Genomic DNA, 23,381 nt, shown 5'->3' with positions numbered 1-23,381 from the left:
ATATCAACTTGTTCTGGTAAATTTATCAATGGATTGTGAAACTAAAGAAACGACAAAGTTTAAAAGGTCAAAAAACTGGGGAGCTCCAATCTTTCTATCGTAGATTTAAGGAAGGTTTTACTAGAGCAAAAATTTGTTTAATCAGAAAATAGCTTATTACAAATCAACTAGCCTATATGCAATAAGAAAATTTATAATGGAGGCTTATTAATGAGATGGAAGCAAATTTATTTAAAGAGAGCAGATAAAATATTTTACTGTAATTACTGGATTCATAGTAAAAAAGCCATGAACATAATTGTTACTCATACTCCAATTACATCGACAGATGAAATGAAAAAAACTTATGAACCACTAACAAACTATCCAGTAAATATCTTTGCTTTTGATTTTAGCGGTACTGGAAAGAGCAAAAACGGAAATTATTTGTCGAGAGAGAGTATAGTCAACGATTTAGATTTCCTAGTGGATCATATTCAGAAAAATTTTTCAAATCGTATTTATCTTTATGGCAATACTGGAATTGGTGGTATTTTCGCACAATATTATCTAAGTAAGCGTAATAATTTGAAAGGATTTGCTCAGTTTTCTTGTTTATCTTTCGGTAAAACTGAAGGAATGGGGTATACGACACAGCTGGTTAGGATCATCTGTCCCATTTTAAGATTTATTCCTAATTTTAAGATCAATATGAAACCACCAAAATATTCTGGTTATCATGCAGATCTGGATGATGAAGTATATAGAAAAATGGAAAAAGGACGAAAAAATTTTTGGATGACAGATAGTAAGCTCTTGCTGGCTCTTCTTGAAATGGCCGTTGCTAAGGATAGTGCTTTAAAAAGGAAGATTACAGTTCCGACATTGGTTTTTAAAACAAATCATGATCGGTATTTTACACAAAATCATTTTGATGAATATTATGATCGATTGAAATGTCCAAAAAAATGATCGAAATAGATGACGTTCATAATAGCTATTACATTTATAACGACTATTTCTGCAAACATGTTTTTGAATGGTTTAAAAAGATTGAGAGTGAAATGAATTAGTAAAAGATGACAACTATCAAAAAATTCACAGCTTTCTTTGCTTTTTCAATTCTATTTGCAGAGAGCCATTACATTTTTGGGAAGACTATTCAACGGATACAATGGATAAAATCTCTTTTTCAATATAAATTTTATTTCTGAAAGGAAAAAGTTGATACAAACTTACCCAACGTAACCATGGAATTAGCTAAGTTTTTAACACCTGAGCTAAAGGATATAGATGCCGTAGGGTTAGGAGGCTACTATTATAAAGAAGGAGTATTAATTTTGAATCCTACGGCAACGAGGACTTAATTAAATAATTTACTAAATGAGGGAGTTAATTTATGGACACACGATCAGCAGAAAAAAAAGATATCCCCGCTTTATCAGAGTTGTACACCCATTTCTATAAACACAATGCTTTATTACAGCCAGATGATTGTGTAGCAGTAAAAGAATCTGGAAATTATCCTAAATGGATTTTAGATCAACCGTTACATACAATTTTTCTGGCAGAATCTGAAAACAAAATTATTGGATTTATTCATTTAGAAATAGTCGAAACGCCGAACTATCCTTCAGTTGTTGCACATACCTTTGGCCAAATTACTGATCTATTTGTGTTAGAAAACTATCGTAGAAAAGGCGTGGGTAAACAGTTGATAACCGCAGCAAAACAATGGGGTGCCTCAAATAATTTGGATTATCTTGAGCTTCTAGTTTTAGGAAATAATCCTCAGGCAATCAACTTTTACCAGAAAATGGGCTTGAACGTTGCCAGACTTATTTTGAGAAGTGAATAAGGCTTGTAATTTAGAATGTCAAAGAAGATTAGAAAATGTCTATTAAGGTTATTGATACAAAAATTATTCAAAACAAGAGAATTAGGCGAGTGATCCTGCAATCCAAGAGATACACTCTGAACCAATCTATGACACCAAGAGTGAAACCTGAGTATTTTAGAAAAGATCATTAATAATTACGGAATATTGACGGCAACGGTATTAGTTAATGCCTTGGAAAATTCTAGTGAAAAAGAATATCAGATTAACGGATATATGACTGAAGAAATCCAGACAATAGTGGAATTTGGTCTTTAGCAGATGAATCTGCTAAAGGTACAGTATATGTAGACCGACTATATTATTCACTACTTAAGGAAGAATAGGAGAAAATGCTTGATTAAGAATTTAGTCAGATAAAAGAGTCTAGTTAGTTGTTAATGCACACGTTCTATTTGAATTTTTAGATTAGTTAAAGTGTTCTAAAGTTGATAGAATCAGCTTCAGGATGCTTTTTTATTTATGGTTTCAATTGTAGGAATGGAGTGTGTTGTAATAGTTTATCCCTAAGTTGGTTAGTGTTAGCGAAAAAAATTAATTACAATATTCTTTATTGTGGCAAGCTTTACTAGATTTTTTTCTAAAGTCGTACGTATCCTATAAATCAAATTTCTTGATAATATTTTTCGCATAAAAATAGGTTTCTTCAAATTGCTCGTCCACGTTTGGATGATTCGCTATACGCTTAATATCAGTTGATAAATTAAGTACATATTCTTTGGTGAAACTTTCTACCAATTGAAGTACACCATTTTTCCAAATTGCATCATCAGAATGAAGTACTTCTAGAATATGAGGAGTAAAATCTGCTTGAAATCTTGGCAATAGTTCCATTAGCTCTTTTGCTACCGGCCAATTCAGGTCCTGCAGCCACATAAGCAAATCACCAAGAATAGGTAATACCTCACTGTTAGTTGCAGTGGACAATCTCTCGATAGCTTTAGTATCGAATTTGTCTTTTGGGACTAATTCATTTGATTTCATGAAAGATACCTCGACAAAGTGGGATTTGTTGGTAATAGTATATCAAGTTCTCCTTGACTCTCTCAACATTATATTTTTAAAAAGTAATCGGACTAAAGTATGGTTTTTGTCGTTCGTGAGTGTGATAAGCTTTATACAAGTTGTTTTATTTTTTGTAGATTATTGTATTTGACCAAATATTGACGGAAATGATAGGAGCCTTACCATGATAAGAAGAATTGGAAGAAGAAATGTAATTTGGATCGTTTTACTCGTAGTATTAGCAGGGTCTTTATTATTTAGAAATCTTATTAGTGCTTACAGCTGGGCATTTATAAAACTAGTCCAACCAATAATTGGTCTGTTCTTGTTTCTAGTGATTTTGCTTTTAATGATTTTTAGAAAGAAAAGTAGAAATCTAGCGATGTGTATTTCTTTACTATTAAGTATTCTGACAATCAGTCCCATTCTAGTGACAATGAATAAGATTGCTATTCCTTATCCAGCGAATGTGAACAAGACAAAGCCAGCGTTGACTGTTGCATTTCCTTTTGAAAAAGACACGATTGTTGGTTGGGGTGGAAATAACATGGAAGAAAATATACCTCATGCGATGTGGGCCTCTGAAAGATGGGCCTATGATTTAGTAATGGAACCTTATGAAGTTGGAACATCTGAACTTTCAGACTATGGAATTTACGACCAAACAGTTCTATCACCCGTTGAAGGGACAGTTGTTGCTGCTAAAGATTCAGAGCAGGATATTCCAGCGGGAACAGAAGAGTTTATCACTAGCGAAGGAAACCATGTTTACTTAAAAGTAAAGGAAACTGGTACGTATATTCTTCTAAACCACTTGAAAAAAGATTCAGTTTTGGTAAATGTGGGTGATGAAGTCACGGTTGGACAAAAACTAGGTCGTATTGGAAACAGCGGATCAACCTCTGAACCACATTTACACATTCACCATCAACGGCAAAATCCCAATGATGTGCCGTATCCCGTATTGGCTGAAGGGCTGCCCCTATATTTCTCAATTGATGGTAAATCAGAAATGCCAGTGAAGAGAACAAAGATTGAGATACCTGCACCTTAAATATTTTCGAATAAAAAAAACTTAATCTATTGCTAGTAAATGTTATACTTTCAATAAACTAAGGTAAATGAGTTAGAAGAAAACTAAAGAGGTTCAGATTTATAAAAAGTGGTAGGAGGAAGAATAAATGAACGATAATACACAAGTATCAATTGACGGGGTTCAGCAGGCAGAAAAGATTGTTTACCAGTATATGCAGCCCTCACAGCTGCTGCATTATCAAAATTTGAGTGAGCTGTTTGGGGCGACCGTTTATGTTAAGCATGAAAATCAAAACATGGGTGGCAGCTTTAAAATACGAGGCGGTATCAATATAATGCATCAGTTGAAAAAAGAGGGAGTACCTGGAGTTATTACCTTCAGTACGGGGAATCATGGCATTTCGGTTGCTAAATCTGCACAGTTTTTTGGCTTAGAGGCAATTATCGTAGTGCCAAAACATAATTCTCCTGAGAAGAATCAGCTAATTAAGGATGCTGGCGCAACTTTGGTGGAAGCCGGTGAACATTTCGAGGAAGCTGCTGCCTATGGACAAAAGCTGCAAAAGAAAAATCAGTATCGTTTTATTCATGCGGCGAATGAACCGCATTTAATTCACGGTGTAGGAACGGAATTTACCGAAATCCTTAGACAGCTTCCAGATATTGATGTTATTATTCTTCCAATTGGTGGTGGTAGTGAACTAGCGGCTGCAGTGACTGTTTTCAAAGCACTAAAACCATCAGTCGAAATCTATGCTGTCCAAGCTGAAGCCTCAAAAGCTGCTTACTTGTCGTGGAAAAAGGGCGAGATCACACAAGCTGAAAATAAAACCTTTGCGGGCGGTTTTGCGACTGGGGCTGGATTTGATTTGACCTTTGATATTTATAAGGATCACTTGACCGACTTTATTTTGTTAAGTGAGGAAGAGCTGATGGAAGGAATTGCTTGCGCGTTTACTTATACTCATAATGTCGCTGAAGGAGCAGGCGGATCAACACTGATTGCTTGCCGCAAAATAGCTGATCGAATAAAAGGGAAAAATGTCGTGCTCCAAATGAGTGGTGCGAACGAATCTGCTGATAGATATCTTATGGCTCTAAATAAATACTTGCGTTAAAAAACTTTCGATTCCAAGACTAACTGTTTCTTGTCCTGGAATCGAAGTTTTTTATATCAGCATTAGTATCAGATAATGGTTCGTCGTCTGTGGAGTAACCAACTATCAAATGAGTGTAACATCAGATATCCTTTTGCAAGAATTTCATTACATCCTTAACAAAGTCCTTTTCTTCTTCATAAGCAGCATGACCAGAATTAGGATAAATAAGTAAATGACTATTTTTGATTTCTTGAGCCATTTTTAAGGTTGCTTCAACACCAGCTATTTTGTCCTTTTTTCCTCCGATAAGCAATGTCGGGCATTGAATTTTATGCAGCTCATCATATACATCGTGTTTTAGACAAGCTTGTGCCTGAATGAGAAATCTAGTTAAATCTTTTGGCTTTCCAACCCTACTAATAACAGGATACATTAATCTGATTTTCTTTAGTTTTTTGGGTGTGTAGGACTGTTCCATGGTGTCAATTATCAAAGCTGCATAGTCGTTATTTTGAGCAAAAGAAATCCAGTTATTTGTAACTCGCTTAAGAAGAGCTTCGGCTTGAGAAGTTGATACTGTTAAGATAAGCCTTTCTACCACATCAGGAAAATTGATTGTAAACTGCTGCGCGATCATTCCGCCTTGAGAAATCCCCATCATAAAGCACTTTTTTATGCCTAATTTATCTATGGCGATTTTTTGATCAAGTGCCATATCTTTTATACTATAATTCTCTTCAATTTCATCTTTTCTGCTAAATACATATACTTTGTATCTCTTGGCCAATTTCCTGTAGGTAAGTGCTAAGACTGTTGCTTGTCCTCGAACTGATTTAATTCCATCACTTAAGCCGGGTAATAGAATCAATGGCGTAGATCCTGAACCGAATACTACATAGGGCATTACCGTTCCATCAATAATAACTTCGTCCTCCAGGGCTTGATAAACCATCCTTAAACCTCCTTGATTACAACAAGCTGCTGTTAATTTGACTGCGTTCTACATTGAGCATCAATTTTATGCATAATTAAATTAAATCTTTCAGGTTCCTCAAGATTGGGGGAGTGAGCCGAATTCTCAAATAGAATAAATTCTTTGTGAGGAGCATCTAGAGCTCCCAAGTATTCTCGGGCGAGATCCTGAGAAACCTGATAGTCATATGCTCCTTGAACAATATAAAATGGAATATCAAATGATAGCGATGATACAAAAAGATTATCATTTAGTAGAACAGGAAACAGGTGTACCATTGAAAAATCAGCACCAAGAAACCATTTAACTTTTTCACTAATCGTATAGCCTTTAAAACTAAAAAGTGACTTGATTACCATGGACTTAAAGGTTAGTCCTTCCGGTAGACCCTCGTGAAGATGTCCAATTCCATATTTAATTAGTGTATTCGATCTTGCCATAAGATAATCAAGCTGATGGCCTTTTTCTTTTATAAAAGGAAAAAGTGGTTCTTCTGGGTCAAAGTTCTTCAATGTCGCAATCGTTTCTTCATCAGCAATCCTTTTTGCATGATCCATCATATAGTAATATGCCAAGCGCTCTGACTTTTTTTGGTTGGATATTTGACCCACACCAATATAGGCGAAATAGTCTTCAGGATATTGCTCGATGGTTTTTACGCCCAGATATGACCCCCAGGAATGGCCTAAAAGATATATTTTGTTTTGTTCAAAATGTTTTTTAAGATATTCTGTCACTTCGTGGGTATCCTTAACCATAGTTTCAATAGTCATAGATGAAGCATCAGTTTTTCGGGAGTATGACATTCCAGAGCCTCGCTGATCCCAATAACAAACAGTAAAATATTTTTCTAGCGCTATAGGCTTTTTGATTTTTTCCAAATAAGAAATAAACTGTAGCATTGGAGTTCCAGGACCACCATGTACATACAAAAGAACGGGGTTGCGAGGATTCTCACTGCGAATAAACATTCCTTGCTGAAGCCCATTTACTTCAATCCAAATCTTTTCGGAAATAGAACCTTCAATTTCTTGCTTTGATTGATCTTTTAACGGTGGAAGATTACCTGAACTTTCAAATTTAACTATCAAAATACAGATGACCATTATTAGTAGGAATGAATACGCTCCGTAGATCATGGAAAATCCCTTCTTTCTTTTGTCTATTTTTTGTCCGTACCTTATAGATGATTTAATCTCCTTGAACCAAAAGTGAACATGTGTCATTTAAATTATAAAGTGAAGGCCAGAGGTGTGTCAATATAAAAATGAACATCAGTCATTTTCGTGAAGATAACTGGATAATATAGAGATAAGCGTAAAGAGGTGGTGCAAGATTCTTTAAATATTTTGTAAAAGCAGAGAATTCTACTGACGAAAAAAATTTGCCAATTATAGAAAAAACAGGGTAGAATTTTCTTTTTTTTGCGTAACTTTATTTGTGACTAAAAAAGGTCGATTGCTAACGAATTTTTCTTTTTTTCAAATGTACCGAATGTTGTTTATCTTTTTTATTGCTTTTTTTTGGAAAATCTATTGATTTTAGGTTCAAAGTTATTTATCCTATAAATGAAAACGTATTACTAAAATTGAAGAAAAATTTGAATATATCAGAAATATCTTTAAAACAACAACTACATATTCTAAAAATGAAAAAGGGGTTAGGAACATGGCAGGAATTGAACTTCAAAAACGAACAATCTTTAGTACTCGAAAACGGGAGAATCTTGAACTAAAATTTGAGCAAGCCTATCAAGCTTCAAAAAAAGAAGCCACACATCATTCAGAAAATGTAGCACAGATAATTCAAGCAGCGGTAGCGGTTATGGTTCGCAATGCTTTTTACGTGGGTGATTTTTCTTATTTGTCTAAGAACTTGATTCGCAAGCTGTTTTTGGATGGAGAAGTTCCAGCTTCTGTGCGTCATCTCTGCATTTACTTTGAAGATTATTTTACACCAGAAGAGTGGAGCACCATTATCAGCCATTTATATAAAGACGAAAAAGAATACAGCCAACTTACCGAGGAAGCTCGTTCACATATTGCTCCTTTGCGTCCAGCACTTACTTCTGGTGTGCAAACGGGAGAAAGAAAACTAAACTTGAAGGCATCATTTTTAGATGGAAACAATAAAATGCACAGCTGGAGTCTGAGCAATGTCGTAACTTGCTTAACTACTAAGGAACGCATTGATTTGTTAAATATCTTTGGCGAGTTAACTATTTTCCAAAAGGACGGCCTGCGCCAGTTTACGGAAGTTGTTTGGATGTATTTTGCCGTTGATGAGCGCTTACGCGATTTCGACACCCGCGACGAGAAAGATCCTTTCCATAAACCAAAAGAAACGGTTCAAAACCAACCAGAAAATGCTTCGATTAACAAACAATCAGCTGAAAAGTCCGTATCAAATGATCGTGATGAAGAAAAGACAATTGATGATCAACCAACTACGTCCGTCCAGCCGCCTGTCAATCAGTCGAAGCAAACGTCCCAGTCGAAGAAGAAGACCGGCAAGACACCAACCGATCACATGCCCAGCATGAAAAACTTAACTGCCTCAGGCAAAAAGCAAAAAAAAGAGAAGGACTTGAAGATAGAAAAGGTCCTGCGAAAGGGTTCCGGCAAGAAAAAGAATCGCAAGCGGAATAGGCGGAAGTAGTGTTTAGACATGTAGATAAGGAATAAGTTGATGTGGGGAATTGAGGAGCAAGTACTTCATTTGTCACGTGGTCTTCAGGTATCACAAGCAACTATTGTCTCATTTGATCAAGTCTTTGTTGAAACAGGCGGTTTCTTAGCTAGTACTTTCAAATTAATGATCAATGAAGCAGGAGAGAGTAAGGCTAAAAAATGGTGAGTTGAAACTATTCGATTAATTATCTTTCTTTTTTGTAGGTTCCTCTTTAGTTAATTCAAATAGTTGAGCTGCGGACAAACTATTTTGTGATATGCATTAATATGTAGACAAAATGAACATTTGATAATTGAGGCATCCATGATTGATCTGTTTCTATTCTTGCCTAATCTTCTGGGATTATCTGCCAGTTTCTATGACCTGAAAAGTCAGTCTAGTAAAAGGTTGTGAAAACAATTGTGAGTTTTTATCCAAAAGTCTTTTTCTTGTAAAATTAGTGGGAGAGCTTCAAAGTAAGTAATATCTTTAAAAAGTGTTTACTAGAAATTTAGCGTCCTAAAACATCAATTGATTTCATTACGAGAAGAACAGGTGAAGGGAAAAAAGTGTGACAATTGCAGGTGTTCAAGAAGGAAAAATTGTTTACTAGTACATGCAATCCATGCAGCTGCTGTATTTGAGTGATTTATTTGGTGCAACGGTTTATGTTAAGCATAATAATCAAAATGTGAGGCAACATTAGCAAAAAAGAGCCTGCACCTGGGATTATTACCTTCAGTACAGGAAATTTTGGGATACCAGTCGCTTAATCTGCACAGCTTTTTGTTTTAGAGAGAATTCTTGTGATATCAAAACATAATTTTCTTGAGAAGGATTAGCTAAACAAGGAAGCAGCTGCTTATGGACAAAAGTCAAAAAAATCGACATTACTTTGTTCATGCTGTGAATGAATCACATTTAAGTTACGGTGAAGCAACTGGATTTACGGAAATACTTAGGCAGATTCTTAGCATTGATGTGATTATTCTTCCGCTCGAAGATGGGAGTGAGCTGACTGCTGCCACAGCTGTTTCTTAAGTAATAAACTCATCAGTCGAATTTTATGCTGTTAAAGCTGAAGCTTCAAAAGCTGCATACTTGTCGTGGAAGCAGGGCGAAATTAAACAAGCTGAAAATAAAGCCTTTGCAAGTAGTTTTGCGACTGGGTCTGGATTCGATTTGACTTTTGGTATTTATAAAGGTCAATCGATCGATTTTATTATGTTAAGTAAAGAAGAATTGATGGAAAGGAACCTATACGCATTAACCTTTACCCACAATGTAACCGAAGGAGCAGGGGATACCGTGTTCTTATTTATGTTCCAGGCGAGGACAACCTCAAATGCTGTTCACAAATTGAATGGGTGCAATTTTTTTCGAAAGCATAACAATATCCGTAATTTCTTCTGGAGATTCTTTTCCACCTTTTTTAATCCATAATAAGATAATTGCAAGGATACTTGATAGAACAATTTCTAATGCATACTCCTCAGGAATTTGAAATTCCTTTACGACCTCTTGATTTTTTGCTGCTAATTTTTCTTTAACCACTGCGATTAATAAAACTTTGAATTTTTCTATAAAGCTTTTGCTGCCTTTATCAGTGACTAAGCCATAAACAAGTTGAAAATCTTGTTGGACATATCTTAAGGATTCAAGAATAGCGTCATAAGAGATCAGCAAATTTGGGTGCTCGTTGTCAGAAGAGCTAGATAAGAAAATTTCTGATAAATTCCTCAAAACATCATCCTCTAGTTTTTCCATTAAATCATATTTATCAAGATAATGCAGATAAAAGGTTCCTCGACTAATTCCAGCCCGTTCAATAATGTCCTTCACTGAAATCTCCTCGATCCCTTTTTGAGAAATAAGTTGAGAAAATGCTTCCCGAACATAAAATGTTGTATTTGTTTTGCGCTTCATTTTATTTACCTCCATGTGCTATTTATTCAAGACTTGCTTTTAAATATACACTGCCAAGCAAAATGTACATTGTTCTTACACTACCACCATCTTACAATTAAATAGACATCATGTCTATTTAAAATCAAGGAGGAAATCGATGGCATTTATTGAGGTGAAGAATAGTTGTAAACGGTACTACATGGGAGAAAACACGATTGTAGCTAATGATCGTATCAGCTTTTCTATCGAAAAAGGGGAATTAATAGTTATTTTAGGGTCTTCTGGAGCTGGAAAATCTACTGTATTGAATATTTTAGGAGGGATGGATACTAGTGATGAAGGAGAAATATGGATCGATGGTGTAGACATTTCTCAATACAATGCACGCCAACGCACAGCATATCGTCGAAGCAGTGTAGGATTCGTCTTTCAATTTTATAATTTGGTTGCGAATTTAACAGCTAAAGAAAACGTAGAGCTTGCTTCGGAAATTGTTGATCATGCCGCGGATTCTTATGAGGTTTTAGAACGTGTTGGTTTGCAAGATCGCATCAATAACTTCCCAGCACAACTATCTGGTGGCGAACAGCAGCGAGTAGCAATCGCAAGAGCTATTGCAAAAAATCCCAAAATCTTATTATGCGATGAACCAACAGGAGCCTTGGATTATCAAACAGGAAAACAAGTGTTAAAAATTTTACAAGAAATGTGTCGCGTTCAAGGAAGCACAGTGATCATTATCACCCATAATGCTGCAATTGCTCCTATGGCTGATCGATTAATTCATTTGAGAGATGGAAGAGTGCAAAATACAAAGATCAATGTATCGCCAGTAAGTATTGATTCAATTGAATGGTAGGGAGGATAACATCATAAAAAAGAAGGCTTTGTACAAAGACGTTTTCCTTGCTATTCGAAAATCTAAAGCACGCTTTTTCTCGATTTTTTGCATGATTGCTTTAGGAGTATTTGTTTTTGTTGGACTGAAGGTAACAGGACCTGATATGCGAGAAACTGCTGAACAATTCTATAATCGGAAAAACTTAATGCATTTTACTGTTCTTTCTTCTTACGGGCTAGACAAAGAAGATCAAAAAACATTAAACCAATTATCGGACATCGAACATGTTGAATTTGGCTATTTCAAAGATGTGGTTTTGAGGGATTCTACGAAAAGTATTCGTCTTTTTTCAGTCCCCTCTACTATTTCCCGCTATCAGGTAATGTCAGGAAGACTCCCTGAAGAAGCAGAGGAAATTGCTATGGATTATTTAATGAAAGAACGCTATCCTCTTGGAAGTGCAGTAGAAATTGACGCTGCGGATTCAGTAAAAAGAAAATCCTTCAAAGTTGTTGGTCACGTAAAATCATCTGAATATACGGATAAGAATGACCGTGGTTTTTCTGATGTGGGGACAGGACAATTACAGGGATACGCAATAGTAAATACAGATGTATTTGATTCAAAGTCGTATCATATTGCCCGAATAACCTATAGTGATATGAAAGAAGTATCCACGTTTAGCGAAGTGTATCGAGCTTTAGAGAACAAGCATAGAAGACAATTAGAAAAGACCCTTGAAGACCGTCCAAGACAGCGGCTACAAATGGTAAAAAAGGAACCACAGGAAAAAATCGATAAATCGAAGGCTGAACTCACTAAAGCTAAACAAATACTTACAGAGCAAGATGAGTTGTTTAACAAAGAACAGAAAAGGTTAAGCGAGCAAGGGCTCGCTTTACCAGAAACTGCTATTCATGAAATGTCGGCAGTAAAGCAACGGTTAGCTGCCGAAAAGCATAAAATTGAACATCAAGAAAAATTGATTCAAGAAAAGCAAAGAGAATTGAATGATTTAGAGCTGCCAATATATACCATTAATGCCAGAAGAGATACCCCGGGATTTAACTTGTACAAAGACAATACACAACGAATTGATCGCTTATCGAACCTTTTTCCAATCTTTCTTTTCGGAATTGCGGCACTTGTTAGTCTCACAACGATGACACGTTTTGTTGATGAGGAACGGATTAACACAGGGACGCTGAAAGCTTTAGGCTATAGTGATCGCGATGTTAAGGCAAAGTTCATTATTTATGGATTTGTAACTGGCGGTGCAGGCACTGTTGCGGGAGCTGTTTTAGGTCATTGGCTTTTACCCAAAGTCATTTTTGAGGCGTATGCTTCAACATCTACATTCTCAGCGGTTCAACTTCGATTTTATCTGGAGTATGTGTTGTGGGCTCTCTTAATTGCACTTGCTTGTACTGTTCTTTCGACCTATTTTGCATTGGCTGTTGAATTGAAAAACGAGCCAGCAAAATTGCTCCTGCCTAAGCCGCCACTAAGCGGTTCAAAAATTTTCTTAGAAAGAATTTCTATACTGTGGAAGAAGATGAGCTTCACACAGAAAGTGACAGCGCGAAATATTCTACGTTACAAGAAACGAATGATTATGACAATTTTTGGTGTAGCGGGCTGCACGGCACTATTGATTGCGGCTTTTGGTATGCGCGATTCACTGGAAGGAAGATCTGAAAAGCAATTTGGCCAAATTCTTCGGTATGATCTGATCGCCGTAGAAAAGGAAAGACCCACGCTTGAAGAAAAGGAACAACTGGGACACCATTTGAACAATTCAGAAGGAATAGAGTATTTGCCCATACACTTTGAAGAATTATCAATGACTGGTGGAATTAATCAAGAAAAGCAAACAGTCAATTTAATCGTGTATCAGTCTACCCAAAAAATGAAAGAATTTGTACAGTTGAAGGATCGAGAGAGTCAAAAGAATTTACCATTGACAAATCAAGTAATTTTATCTGAAAAATTAGCTGTGCTGTTTGTAGCTTCTGTGGGAGAACGAATTCGATTGGCTGATTCTGATAACAAAAAACATTCAATGACCATCGATTCGCTTACAGAAATGTATATGGGCCATTATATTTTTATGGAAGCCGAACAATACGAAAAAATTTTTCAAAAAGATTTTACTCGCAATGCCCATTTAGTAAAATCAAAAAATAAAAGTAAAAGAAAGATAGACCAGCTATCTAAAGAGTTAATCCATTTAGATGGAATAAGAGGTGTACAGCAAAATGAAAAATATCAGCGGCTGATATCATCTGTATTAGCAAGTTTGGGAAAAGTCATTTGGGTACTGATTATTTGTGCGATCTTATTGGCAGCTGTTGTCATATACAATTTGACGAACATCAATATTTCTGAACGTTTGAGAGAGTTGTCTACCATAAAAGTACTAGGTTTTTATGACCTTGAAACTACGCTGTATATTTATCGTGAAACGCTGGTTCTTTCATTTATTGGAATTTTTGTTGGATTTGCGATGGGGTGTGGGTTGCATTACTTAATCATCGAAGCCTTGCCGCCAGATGATTCGATGTTTAATCCTAATTTGTGGGGAAGTAATTTCCTACTTTCTGGAAGCATTACTATGCTGATCACCATTTTGATCAGTTTGATTGTTCATTGGCGAATAAAACATGTGGATATGCTAGAGGCATTAAAATCAGTAGAGTAAAACTAAAAGGCAAATAAGCCTATTCAGTATTTTTGGATAGGCTTATTTGCCTTTTAAGTTAGATGCGGCTTCTCTGTTATAATAAGTAAAACCTCAAGTGCTCTTATTTAAGGAAATGAACAATCGATTGCGTCAAAGTTTGGAATAAATCAGCTGTTTCCGATACAAGCTCTTCTATTTCTTGACTATTTTTAATGGAACTAAGTGCTGCATACTGAATAATGCCGTCCACCGAAACGCCGATAAATCGAGTAATAGACGTTATTGGAATAGTTAGTTGTATTTCTTCTTTTTCAATGCTTGCTATAAAATAGTCAATCGTCTTTGATTGAGCATAATCGATGGATTGTTTAAATATTAACCGAGACAAAATAGTCTGTTCTTTTTCAACATCATAAGCATAATAAACTAGAAGTTCAAAAAACATCCTTCCACCAACAGTCTGTAATACCTCCTCAACAAATCTTCCTATCGTCAGGATAACTTCTGTAAGAATAGTTGTCGCTGGCTGTTTTGAATCTAATAGAATATCTACCTCTTTTTCCAAGGGATAATTGATGGGAATACGATTAATCAAGTCGATAAAAATTTCATCAATATTAGCGTAATAGCGGTAAATTGCCCCTTGGCTAAATCCAGTTTTTTTAATGATGTCTCTCATAGATAAATGAAATAACGGCATTTCCTCTAATAGTTCATTGGTACATTTCAAAATAAAGGTCTTTTTTTCCTCCAGATAGGCCTCTGATACTTTCGGCATAATCCATTCTCCCATTTCTTAACATAACGTTGATCGTTTTATCATTGTAGTACAAAAATAGGGGATAGTAAAGCTAAAACTGACATAGTGTCATTAAAAATTGTACCTTTCACACGGTATCGCTTAAAAGATAAGCGGAGGGACCAAATTAAGTTTAGGATAGAAAACCAAGAAACATCTATCCAAGATTTTGATCTCTTGCTCTTTTTTTCAAATAAACAAATAGACAGGCAAATAGGATACTAGTACTTGCTGAAATAATTGAATAACTTAGACTACTGCTACTAAGCAATTGTGTAAAAGCATTTAGACTTGCATGATAAAGTACGCATAGCCATAAACTATTTGTCGTAAAGAAAATACTCGCCAAGATAAAAGAATTGCCCACTAAGCCAATTAGAAAAATAAGTAAATTAAGCAAAGTCATAGAAAACAGTGATCCATCCAGAATGAAATAGAAAAGATGCCATGTCCCCCAGGCAATACTTGTCAAACAGGTAGCTGCAACAAACGAGAATTTCCTTTCTAGTGTTGGTTGAAACATGTATCGCCAACCAATTTCTTCGATGCCACCAAAGATGAGCGATGCCACCAACAATTGAATAAATTTATTGATTGGAAAGGGATCAAATTTCATTCCAAAATTAAGTAGTAAAAAGAAAATTACCATTAAATATGCAAAAGGAGACTGGCGAAGAGAAAAAAATTCTTTTAAGACGGTCAAATAACTTTTTACTTTACCAGAAGTTTTAGCTGTAATCAAACCGGCAAGGGCTGTTGATCCGCCACCAATTATTAAGCCGATGAAGCCCAAAGTATTCCCGATAGTAGATATACCTAATTGATTAAAAATGAAATATAGTAGGGATGTTGGAATCATTAATCCAAAACTAATTAGTAGAAACTGTTTAATAATTTGTTTAGTGGTCATCTAAAGCCTCTTCCGTTGTTAAATCTATTCTCCTATAATAGTACCACTTTATTGTATTTTTAAACAGATATAAAAACAATTTTTGTGAATATAGTATTAAAAATGAGATAATTCATTTTTTAGAAGTGTTTGTTATGTTTTAATCCAAAATCAAGATTTGACTCTAATGTGTAGGTTAGATCTCTAAAGTTTTTGGTGTCTATTTCCCTGGGAGTATCAACAGTTCTTCCTCATTCAAAGTTTAAACCGCTTATTAGTTTATCCGAGTAACAGTACTTGTTCGACATTTATGAGGATGACTCAGTAGTAATTTTCATTTCACCAAAAAACCTTCGATCTTAAGGTAAATGAAGGTGTATCCTTTACTACTTGCCTTTTAGCGTAATAAAGGATAGTAATTTTAGGCTCCTTAAAGATACATTACATTATAGTAAAAATAAGGAAGGATGGTTATCAGAACCGATCTCTGAAGATTATTTCTGGTCACGGGAAGACTCACAAATACTAATTATAAGGAGAGATTATAGAGAAGGCGATTTTAAGAACGACTATATTAAACCTAAACGGTTAAACGAAAAACTAAAAAATTTAAATTCCCTGTTGATTGCGCTATCATAATGTGCTATTATTCGATTACAGCAAAATAACGTTATTGGCATGTTACTGATTATGCAGGCAAGACCAAGACAAACTAACACTTCAATGTTGATTGAGGCGTGGTTTGGCTTGGTCTTTTTTACTGCTTTAAGGAGAGAGAATAATGGATTACAGAGAAGTAGGAAGAAATGTATTGCAACAGGTTGGGGGAAAAGAAAATGTGGTCAGCTTAACCCATTGTGCCACCAGACTGCGTTTTGAACTCAAAGATAAAAAGAAAGCCAACACGAAAGCCTTAGAAAAAACACCTGGCGTAATTAGTGTGGTGGATAGCGGCGGACAATACCAAGTGGTGATTGGCAACGAAGTCCAAACAGCCTTCAAGGAAATTCAAAAGGAAGTGGGGACTTCAGTTAAAAAGGGCCCCTCTTCAGACAACCAGGAAAGTATTATTTCAAGACTGATTAGTGTCATTTCTACCACCTTTACACCGATGATTCCAGCTATAACGGGTGCCGGGATGGTAAAAGCCATTTTAGCAGTCTTGACCTTGACTGGTGTATTATCAGACAGCAGTCAAACTTACATCATTTTGAATACGATCGCTGATGCAGCTTTTTACTTTATGCCCGTACTCTTAGCTTATGGGGCAGCGATAAAGTTTGATGTCAGCCCAATTTTGGCGATTACTGTTGCCGGCATTTTGCTTCATCCTAATATTTCACAGCTTTTTTCTACTGGTGATGCCGTTTCTTTTCTAGGGATTCCGGTATTAGCAGCAGATTATGCGGGATCGGTTTTACCGATTATCTTTACTGTTTGGATCATGTCCTATGTAGAGCCCTTTGCGGATCGAATTTCGCCTTCGTTTATTAAGTTCTTTACTAAGCCGATGCTGGTATTTTTAATTATGGGGCCTTTAGCGTTGGTTGTCATTGGGCCATTTGGAACGTTACTGAACGATCTTGTAGCAATGGGTGCTGAATGGATTAACGGCAAAGCAGCTTGGTTAATTCCATTTTTGATGGGTGGTTTGCAACCATTCTTGGTGGTTACGGGTACAGCTTGGGCAATGACGCCAATCGCTACTATGCAATTGAGCAGTACGGGTTCTGAAATGATCAATGGACCAGGAATGCTGGCTTCTAATATTGCTCAATCAGGCGCTACCTTTGCTGTAGCTGCGAAAACTAAAAACAAAGAATTGAAGCAGCTGGCTGTTTCCACTGGAATTACTGCTTTAATGGGAATTACTGAGCCCTCACTCTATGGAGTAACCTTGAAGCTGAAAAAACCGCTAGTTGCTTCCATGATTGGTGGTGCGATTGCAGGTTTGTATGCTGGCTTAAGCGGTTTGGTGAGATATGCCTTCGTTTCTCCTGGCTTAGCAGCTTTGCCAGCCTTTATTGGAGAAAATCCAATGAATATTGTTCACGCAATTATTACGTGTGTGATCGCTTTTGTTGCAACCTTTATCATTGCTTATTTAATCGGATTTGACGACACTTCTGATGAATCAGAGCAAACGGCAACAACCGCAGCAATCATTGTTGAAAATCCGGTAAAAGGAACCGTGTATCCTATTTCTGAAGTGAACGATGCTGTTTTTTCTAAGGGGTTATTGGGAAAGGGCACAGCCATTCATCCAGAAGAAAACAGCATTTATTCACCTGTTGAGGGAGAAGTCATTACTATTTTAGAATCTAAACATGCGATTGGTCTACGTTCTAAAGAAGGTATTGAATTATTGATCCATGTGGGGATCGACACCGTGAATCTAAAAGGGGAACCCTTTGAAGTATTTGTAAAAGCAGGAGATCAGGTGTCAGCAGGACAATTGTTAATTAACGCCGATTTCGCTGCTATTAGAAACGCTGGCTACGATGATACAGTGATTGTGGTAGTGACCAACAGTGAAAATTACGCAGGAATTAGTGAGGCAAGCGGAAACTTGAAGGAACACGAACCATTGATACAAATTAGTTAAGGAGAGGATTTTTGTGCAATACAAACAGCTTTCAGCATTTCCAGAGAAGTTTTTATGGGGTGCCTCCATTAGTGCCTACCAGGCAGAGGGTGCCTATCAGGAGGACGGGAAACAACCGTCTATTATTGACAAGTATCAGCATACAGAAGGGGTAGCTAATTTTGAATTTGCCTCGGATTTTTACCATCACTATAAAGAAGATATCCAGCTGTTTAAAGAATTGGGCTTAAAGGCTTTTCGCTTTTCCATCGCTTGGACGCGAATTATGGATATTGAAAATAATAAAACCAATCAAAAGGGAATTGCTTTTTATCATCAAGTGATTGATGAATGCCTGAATCAGGGAATCGAACCGATTGTCACTATGTACCATTTCGATTTACCCTATTTTCTTGAGGAGCAGGGTGGTTGGTTAAATCGGGAAACCATCGATTATTTTGTGGACTACGTACAGGTATTGTTTGCTGAGTATGGTGACAAGGTGAACTATTGGCTGACAATTAATGAGCAAAACACGATGATCCTTCACCCTGGAGCGATTGGTTTGCCACCAAGTGGAGAGCTGCCTTCAAAAAAAGAACTCTTTCAAATCAATCACCATGTTTTATTGGCTCAAGCTAAAGTAATTCACTTGTATCATCAGTTGAAGCTTAAAGGAAAAATTGGTCCAGCAATCAATTTAACGGCTATGTATCAAGCTACCTCCAGTCCAGAAGATGCAATTGCAGCCCATAATTGGGAAACATTGAGAGGCTGGTCTTTCTTAGATGCTGCAGTTCGTGGGAAATACAATTATTTGTTTGAAAACTATTTGAATGATCGGGGATTATATCCTAAAATTGAGGCAGAGGATCAGGCAATTTTATCCTCCGGCAAACCCGATTTTATTGCGATTAATTATTATTCAACTGCCACCATCGCTGCCAGCAAAAATGACGGATCAGACGTCTCCGCTAGAGCGGGGGATCAACAGATCATGCTGGGGGAAGAAGGTGTCTACCGAGCAGCTGAAAATCCTTATGTAGATAAAACGCCATATGGCTGGGTAGTTGACCCTACTGGACTACGATTAACCTTGAGGAAATTGTACGATCGCTATGATTTACCTATTTTAATTACTGAAAATGGCTATGGGGCACCCGACATAGTTGAGGAAGATGGACGAATCAATGACCAGGATCGAATTGATTATCTAGCCAAACATATTTTGGCTATTCAAGAAGCTTTAACAGATGGTGTAGATGTTTTTGGTTATTTACCTTGGTCAGCGATTGATGTTGTTAGTACCCATCAAGGCTTCAATAAGCGTTATGGTTTTATATATGTTGACCGAACCGATGAGGGTCTTAAAGAATTAAAACGAATGAAAAAAGAAAGCTTCTTTTGGTATCAAAAAGTAATCGCAAGAAATGGCTTAGCTTAGAGAGAACGGTGGATCTAATGAGAGTAACTAAAACGTTAAACAACAGTCTAATTCTTTGCTTAGATAAGCAGGGCAAAGAAGTGATTTTGATGGGGAAAGGGATCGGATTTCAACTAAAGAAAGGCGATTTGGTTCCAGCTGACAAAATCCAAAGAGTATTTAAATTAGATTCACTTTCTGATGCCCTAAAAAAGGATTACATCAAACTGTTTGAGGCTGCTCCGGATGATCTAATTATTTGCGTCAAGCGAATTATCGATTATGCCAACACCAAGTTTGACTTTAAGCTGAATAAAAGTCTATTTTTTACCCTGGTTGATCACTTGAAATATGCCATTGAACGCAGTCAAAAAGGCATTGTTTTTCAAAATCGCCTGCTGATTGAAATTCAAAAGTATTACCCGAAGGAATTCGAGATCGGCTGCTATGCTATCCAGTTGATCAACAAAAAAATGAATGTTCAGTTGCCAGAAGAGGAGGCTGGAAACATTGCGTTTCACATTGTAAATGCCCAAAGTGAACAAGCAAATATGGAAGAAACCATGCTTTCGGTAAGAGCACTAAAGGATATCCTGGCTATGCTAGGGTATCTGTTTCCCGAGAAAAAGGTTGATAAAGATTCGATGCTTTACTTAAGATTTGTGACGCATTTACAGTTTTTTATTGCCCGAATGATTAAAAAGGAAGAGCTGCCGGAGAAGGATGATTTTTTGCTGGCTTCAGTGAAGCAGCGTTTTCCGAAAGAGTATCGGGCGGCCCTGAAAATCAAGGAGTACATTCAAGAAGAGATGGGTGCCTCAGTGAATCAGGATGAACTGCTTTATCTAACACTGCATATTTCAAGGGTGTATTGAATGAAGAAATATCGGCTGCACAATATAGAAAGACTTAGATTAACTGTTCCTTTTTAGGGGAGCAGTTTTTTGTTTAGCAGAGTGCAAAGCGTAGCTTCTGTGAATCATCTGCTTGGGTGCATCTTTACCAGTTTCTCAAAACTTTCTTGACTTAAGTATAATAAGTATATATATTATAAGTATACTTATAAAAAGAGGAATCAATATGAAATTTAGTTTTGAAGTTGAAGCAGAATTAACCCCGCAACAAATATGGCCTTATTACGCGGAAGTAAACAACTGGTATAAATGGGAAGATGACTTGCAGCAAATTTCATTAGATGGACAATTTAAAACGGGCACAGTTGGTAAAATGACTTTAGCAGGCCAACCACCAATGAATTTTACATTAACCTCAGTTAAGGATAATGAACATTTCACTGATGAAACAACAATTCCTGGTGTGGGAACAATTTCTTTCCATCATGAATTGAAGGATCTAGGAACAAAAACACGCATCCGTCATTCTATAGAATTTACTCCGACCGATCGCAAGGAAAATGTCGAGGATAGCCGATTTTTAGCAGGTATTTTTTCTGACGTGCCAGCAGCAGTTTTTGCGTTAATTGAGGCAGTAAGATGAATCAGTTTCCTTCGAAATATCAAGATAGCTCAGATCATTCGATTGGTTTCTCTTTTATCCGAGTCTATAATATTTGGCATAGACAAATCAAAACAGCGTTAGCTAAGATTGGCTTGACTCATCCGCAGTTTGTGGTAATTGCTTCACTAGGTTACTTAGCTCAGTTTGATCAAGAAATTACTCAAGTAAATATTGCCGGTACATCAGATATTGATGTAATGACTGTTTCTACAATTATCAAGAATCTCGAGAAGAAACAGCTAGTAAAGCGAACAGCTTCTATTAAAGATACACGAGCAAAATCTGTTCAATTAACTACTGAAGGAACTGAAATAATGATAAAAGCCATGGAAATTGTAGAGGAAATCGATCAGCAATTCTTCGGCCAGCTGGGAAATGAGCAAGCAGCTTTTAATCAATTACTACACCGCTTATCACACATAAAAGCTGATTAAGAGTTTTGAGCGAATACAGGCAGGCATTTCCGTTTTAGACAGTTACTTTTGCTGAAAATTCTTTAATTTTCCGATACACTTGATTTAAGAATAGAAATTTTGGGGATAAAACTGGAGGAAATTATGGAAAAATTGCTACACTACTTAAAAGAGCTGCAGCAAAACAATGATCGAGAGTGGTTCCATGCTCATAAATCGGAGCGTTTAGCTGCTGTTCAAGCGTTTGAGCAGCTTGTTCACGAATTGAATGCTGAGCTGATGAAAATGGACGAGACGATTTCTTTGCATGAGCCTAAGCAGTTGACCTACCGATTAAATCGAGACATTCGGTTTGCTAAAGATAAAACACCGTATATGCCGGCTTTTCGAGCCAATATTGCTCCGAATGGCAAAGATTTTATCCCAGTCGGTTATTATCTCTTTCTAATGCCTGGCGATCGTTCTTTTCTTGGTGGTGGCTTGTATGCAGATGGTATGTCAGAGGTAACGAATGCCATTCGAACTCGAATTACTCGTAAGCCTGAAGAATTTTTGAATATCATTGAACAGCCAGAATTTGCAAGGATCTTTGAAGTACAAGGGACAAAGTTGAAAAGAATTCCCCGTGGCTTTGAGGAATACAAGGATAGTGAGTTATCGGAATGGTTAAAGCATAAAAGCTGGCACTTGGCTTACAACTTGTCAGATGACGCCTTGCTATCTTCACAAAATTTTGTTGGGGAAGCTGTGGAAATTTTCCAATTAATGAAGCCCTTTAACCATTTTATCAATGGCGCACTTTAAGAGGAATCGCTGAAAACTTTTGATTTTGAGAGTTTTCGGCGATTTTTTTGAGACTAAAGCTTTATCGACTAACAAATCATAGAGACAGGAACTGAAGGATTTAAAGCATTAGGCTCTAGAAGTTTTAGAATCAAAAGAGGACAGTGCACATACTTTAACATCTAAAGATTGTCTTGAAAAATTGATTCGACAGATTAGAGAGTGTTTCAACTGCTCTTGTGGTATATTTTTATTAGTGAAAAAGTTTTTTGTAGAGAGGTAGCGTCTTAGGATGGAAATTAGCAGCCAGTTAGAAAGAATTTTGTCCCTCACTTTTTCTTCTGAGATAAAGGCGAGAATCGACAGAGAGCTTTTGATAACCAATTTTTCAAAAGGGAAAATCCTCTTAAGAGAGGGGGAGCAAAGCAAACATGTACATATTATTTTGCAGGGGATCGTTCGAGGCTACTATATTGATCGTGACGGCAACGATATTACTAAATGTTTGGCGAGTGAGGGCGGCTTCTTTGCAACGGAAGGTCTGCGGTCTGATGAGCCAGCAACCTTTACCATCGAGTGTCTAGAGGCAGGTCGGAGTATTCAAATTCCTTATGTCTGGCTGCGGCAGCTGCTGGCAGAACAGCCGATGATCAACCATAAACTTCGCGAAATGTTCCAGGAAGAGGTTGCCGTCCAGGAGCAAAGGAGTCGCAATTTGCTGCTGCTAACTGCTGAGGAACGTTATATCGATTTTTGCGAGACCTTTCCAGAGTTAGTTGAGCGTATCCCCTTGAGGTGTATCGCTTCATACATTGGGATTCACTTCGGTTCCCTCAGTCGCATACGCAATAATCTGAACTTAACTTAGGTGAAGGACAAGC

22 protein-coding genes are annotated in these 23,381 nt (G+C 36.8%); 16 read left to right on the top strand and 6 right to left on the bottom strand.

All coding sequences use genetic code 11. The features are described from left to right. Window positions 1–210: 210 nt before the first annotated feature. Both I588_RS01685 and I588_RS01680 read left to right on the top strand, forming a co-directional pair. Window positions 211–951 carry a serine aminopeptidase domain-containing protein gene (locus tag I588_RS01685; RefSeq protein ID WP_010757203.1) on the top strand — a complete coding sequence of 247 codons (741 nt, stop codon included), beginning with the start codon at window positions 211–213 and terminating at the stop codon, window positions 949–951. 427 nt (window positions 952–1,378) lie between these two features. Continuing rightward, window positions 1,379–1,837, top strand: coding sequence for a GNAT family N-acetyltransferase (locus I588_RS01680; protein ID WP_010757201.1), 459 nt, complete (start codon window positions 1,379–1,381; stop codon window positions 1,835–1,837). Window positions 1,838–2,473: 636 nt separating this feature from the next. On the opposite strand, the gene I588_RS01675 is transcribed toward I588_RS01680, so the two are convergent. Continuing rightward, complete coding sequence (locus I588_RS01675) at window positions 2,474–2,860, bottom strand: DUF5071 domain-containing protein (RefSeq protein ID WP_010757200.1); 387 nt, start codon at window positions 2,858–2,860, stop codon at window positions 2,474–2,476. Between the two features lie 205 nt (window positions 2,861–3,065). On the opposite strand from I588_RS01675, the gene I588_RS01670 reads away from it, so the two are divergent. Further along, on the top strand, window positions 3,066–3,935 hold the full coding sequence (locus I588_RS01670; protein ID WP_010757199.1) for a M23 family metallopeptidase: 870 nt from the start codon (window positions 3,066–3,068) through the stop codon (window positions 3,933–3,935). Window positions 3,936–4,062: 127 nt separating this feature from the next. Continuing rightward, complete coding sequence (locus tag I588_RS01665; protein ID WP_010757198.1) at window positions 4,063–5,034, top strand: threonine ammonia-lyase; 972 nt, start codon at window positions 4,063–4,065, stop codon at window positions 5,032–5,034. 121 nt (window positions 5,035–5,155) lie between these two features. On the opposite strand, the gene I588_RS01660 is transcribed toward I588_RS01665, so the two are convergent. Together I588_RS01660 and I588_RS01655 are read right to left on the bottom strand one after the other, a co-directional pair. Beyond that, the gene (locus I588_RS01660) at window positions 5,156–5,968 is read right to left on the bottom strand and encodes an alpha/beta fold hydrolase (protein WP_010757197.1); all 813 of its coding nucleotides are present in this window, start codon (window positions 5,966–5,968) and stop codon (window positions 5,156–5,158) included. Window positions 5,969–6,000: 32 nt separating this feature from the next. Further along, on the bottom strand, window positions 6,001–7,128 hold the full coding sequence (locus tag I588_RS01655) for an alpha/beta fold hydrolase (protein ID WP_010757196.1): 1,128 nt from the start codon (window positions 7,126–7,128) through the stop codon (window positions 6,001–6,003). Between the two features lie 529 nt (window positions 7,129–7,657). On the opposite strand from I588_RS01655, the gene I588_RS01650 reads away from it, so the two are divergent. From I588_RS01650 to I588_RS27165, 3 genes are all read left to right on the top strand, one after another. Then, window positions 7,658–8,647: a hypothetical protein gene (locus tag I588_RS01650; RefSeq protein ID WP_010757195.1), complete on the top strand. Its 990-nt coding sequence runs from the start codon at window positions 7,658–7,660 to the stop codon at window positions 8,645–8,647. A gap of 30 nt (window positions 8,648–8,677) precedes the next feature. Beyond that, window positions 8,678–8,845: a hypothetical protein gene (locus I588_RS27170; protein WP_010757194.1), complete on the top strand. Its 168-nt coding sequence runs from the start codon at window positions 8,678–8,680 to the stop codon at window positions 8,843–8,845. Between the two features lie 678 nt (window positions 8,846–9,523). Next, on the top strand, window positions 9,524–9,700 hold the full coding sequence (locus I588_RS27165) for a hypothetical protein (protein WP_010757193.1): 177 nt from the start codon (window positions 9,524–9,526) through the stop codon (window positions 9,698–9,700). Between the two features lie 300 nt (window positions 9,701–10,000). Here the strand turns inward: I588_RS27165 and I588_RS01645 are convergent, their stop codons facing one another. Then, window positions 10,001–10,585: a TetR/AcrR family transcriptional regulator gene (locus tag I588_RS01645; protein WP_010757192.1), complete on the bottom strand. Its 585-nt coding sequence runs from the start codon at window positions 10,583–10,585 to the stop codon at window positions 10,001–10,003. Between the two features lie 139 nt (window positions 10,586–10,724). On the opposite strand from I588_RS01645, the gene I588_RS01640 reads away from it, so the two are divergent. Next, window positions 10,725–11,426: an ABC transporter ATP-binding protein gene (locus I588_RS01640; RefSeq protein ID WP_010757191.1), complete on the top strand. Its 702-nt coding sequence runs from the start codon at window positions 10,725–10,727 to the stop codon at window positions 11,424–11,426. Window positions 11,427–11,517: 91 nt separating this feature from the next. Next, entirely contained in the window at window positions 11,518–14,109 is a 2,592-nt protein-coding gene (locus tag I588_RS01635) for an ABC transporter permease (RefSeq protein WP_139243965.1), read from the top strand. Window positions 14,110–14,212: 103 nt separating this feature from the next. On the opposite strand, the gene I588_RS01630 is transcribed toward I588_RS01635, so the two are convergent. Together I588_RS01630 and I588_RS01625 are read right to left on the bottom strand one after the other, a co-directional pair. Next, window positions 14,213–14,869, bottom strand: coding sequence for a TetR/AcrR family transcriptional regulator (locus I588_RS01630; protein ID WP_010757189.1), 657 nt, complete (start codon window positions 14,867–14,869; stop codon window positions 14,213–14,215). A gap of 178 nt (window positions 14,870–15,047) precedes the next feature. Next, window positions 15,048–15,800 carry a CPBP family intramembrane glutamic endopeptidase gene (locus I588_RS01625; RefSeq protein WP_010757188.1) on the bottom strand — a complete coding sequence of 251 codons (753 nt, stop codon included), beginning with the start codon at window positions 15,798–15,800 and terminating at the stop codon, window positions 15,048–15,050. A 760-nt stretch (window positions 15,801–16,560) separates the two neighbouring features. Between I588_RS01625 and I588_RS01620 the strand changes: the two genes are divergently transcribed. From I588_RS01620 to I588_RS01590, 7 genes are all read left to right on the top strand, one after another. Next, a complete protein-coding gene (locus tag I588_RS01620) occupies window positions 16,561–18,384 on the top strand; it encodes a beta-glucoside-specific PTS transporter subunit IIABC (RefSeq protein WP_010757187.1) in 1,824 nt (607 codons plus the stop codon). Between the two features lie 13 nt (window positions 18,385–18,397). Then, window positions 18,398–19,807, top strand: coding sequence for a glycoside hydrolase family 1 protein (locus I588_RS01615; RefSeq protein ID WP_010757186.1), 1,410 nt, complete (start codon window positions 18,398–18,400; stop codon window positions 19,805–19,807). A gap of 17 nt (window positions 19,808–19,824) precedes the next feature. Next, window positions 19,825–20,661: a PRD domain-containing protein gene (locus I588_RS01610; protein WP_010757185.1), complete on the top strand. Its 837-nt coding sequence runs from the start codon at window positions 19,825–19,827 to the stop codon at window positions 20,659–20,661. A 205-nt stretch (window positions 20,662–20,866) separates the two neighbouring features. Further along, window positions 20,867–21,283 carry an SRPBCC family protein gene (locus I588_RS01605; protein WP_010757184.1) on the top strand — a complete coding sequence of 139 codons (417 nt, stop codon included), beginning with the start codon at window positions 20,867–20,869 and terminating at the stop codon, window positions 21,281–21,283. Next, window positions 21,280–21,738, top strand: a complete 459-nt coding sequence (locus I588_RS01600; RefSeq protein WP_010757183.1) for a MarR family winged helix-turn-helix transcriptional regulator — start codon at window positions 21,280–21,282, stop codon at window positions 21,736–21,738. The genes I588_RS01605 and I588_RS01600 overlap by 4 nt, the downstream gene beginning before the upstream one ends. A 123-nt stretch (window positions 21,739–21,861) precedes the next feature. Further along, window positions 21,862–22,521 carry a DUF2461 domain-containing protein gene (locus tag I588_RS01595; RefSeq protein WP_010757182.1) on the top strand — a complete coding sequence of 220 codons (660 nt, stop codon included), beginning with the start codon at window positions 21,862–21,864 and terminating at the stop codon, window positions 22,519–22,521. Between the two features lie 271 nt (window positions 22,522–22,792). Next, window positions 22,793–23,368, top strand: coding sequence for a Crp/Fnr family transcriptional regulator (locus tag I588_RS01590; RefSeq protein ID WP_010757181.1), 576 nt, complete (start codon window positions 22,793–22,795; stop codon window positions 23,366–23,368). Window positions 23,369–23,381 lie beyond the last annotated feature (13 nt).

Origin of the sequence: Enterococcus pallens ATCC BAA-351 (assembly GCF_000407485.1) — a bacterium.
GTDB lineage: Bacteria > Bacillota > Bacilli > Lactobacillales > Enterococcaceae > Enterococcus_A > Enterococcus_A pallens.
Note: the sequence above shows the minus strand (reverse complement) of the source record. Positions and strands in the feature narration are given on the sequence as shown.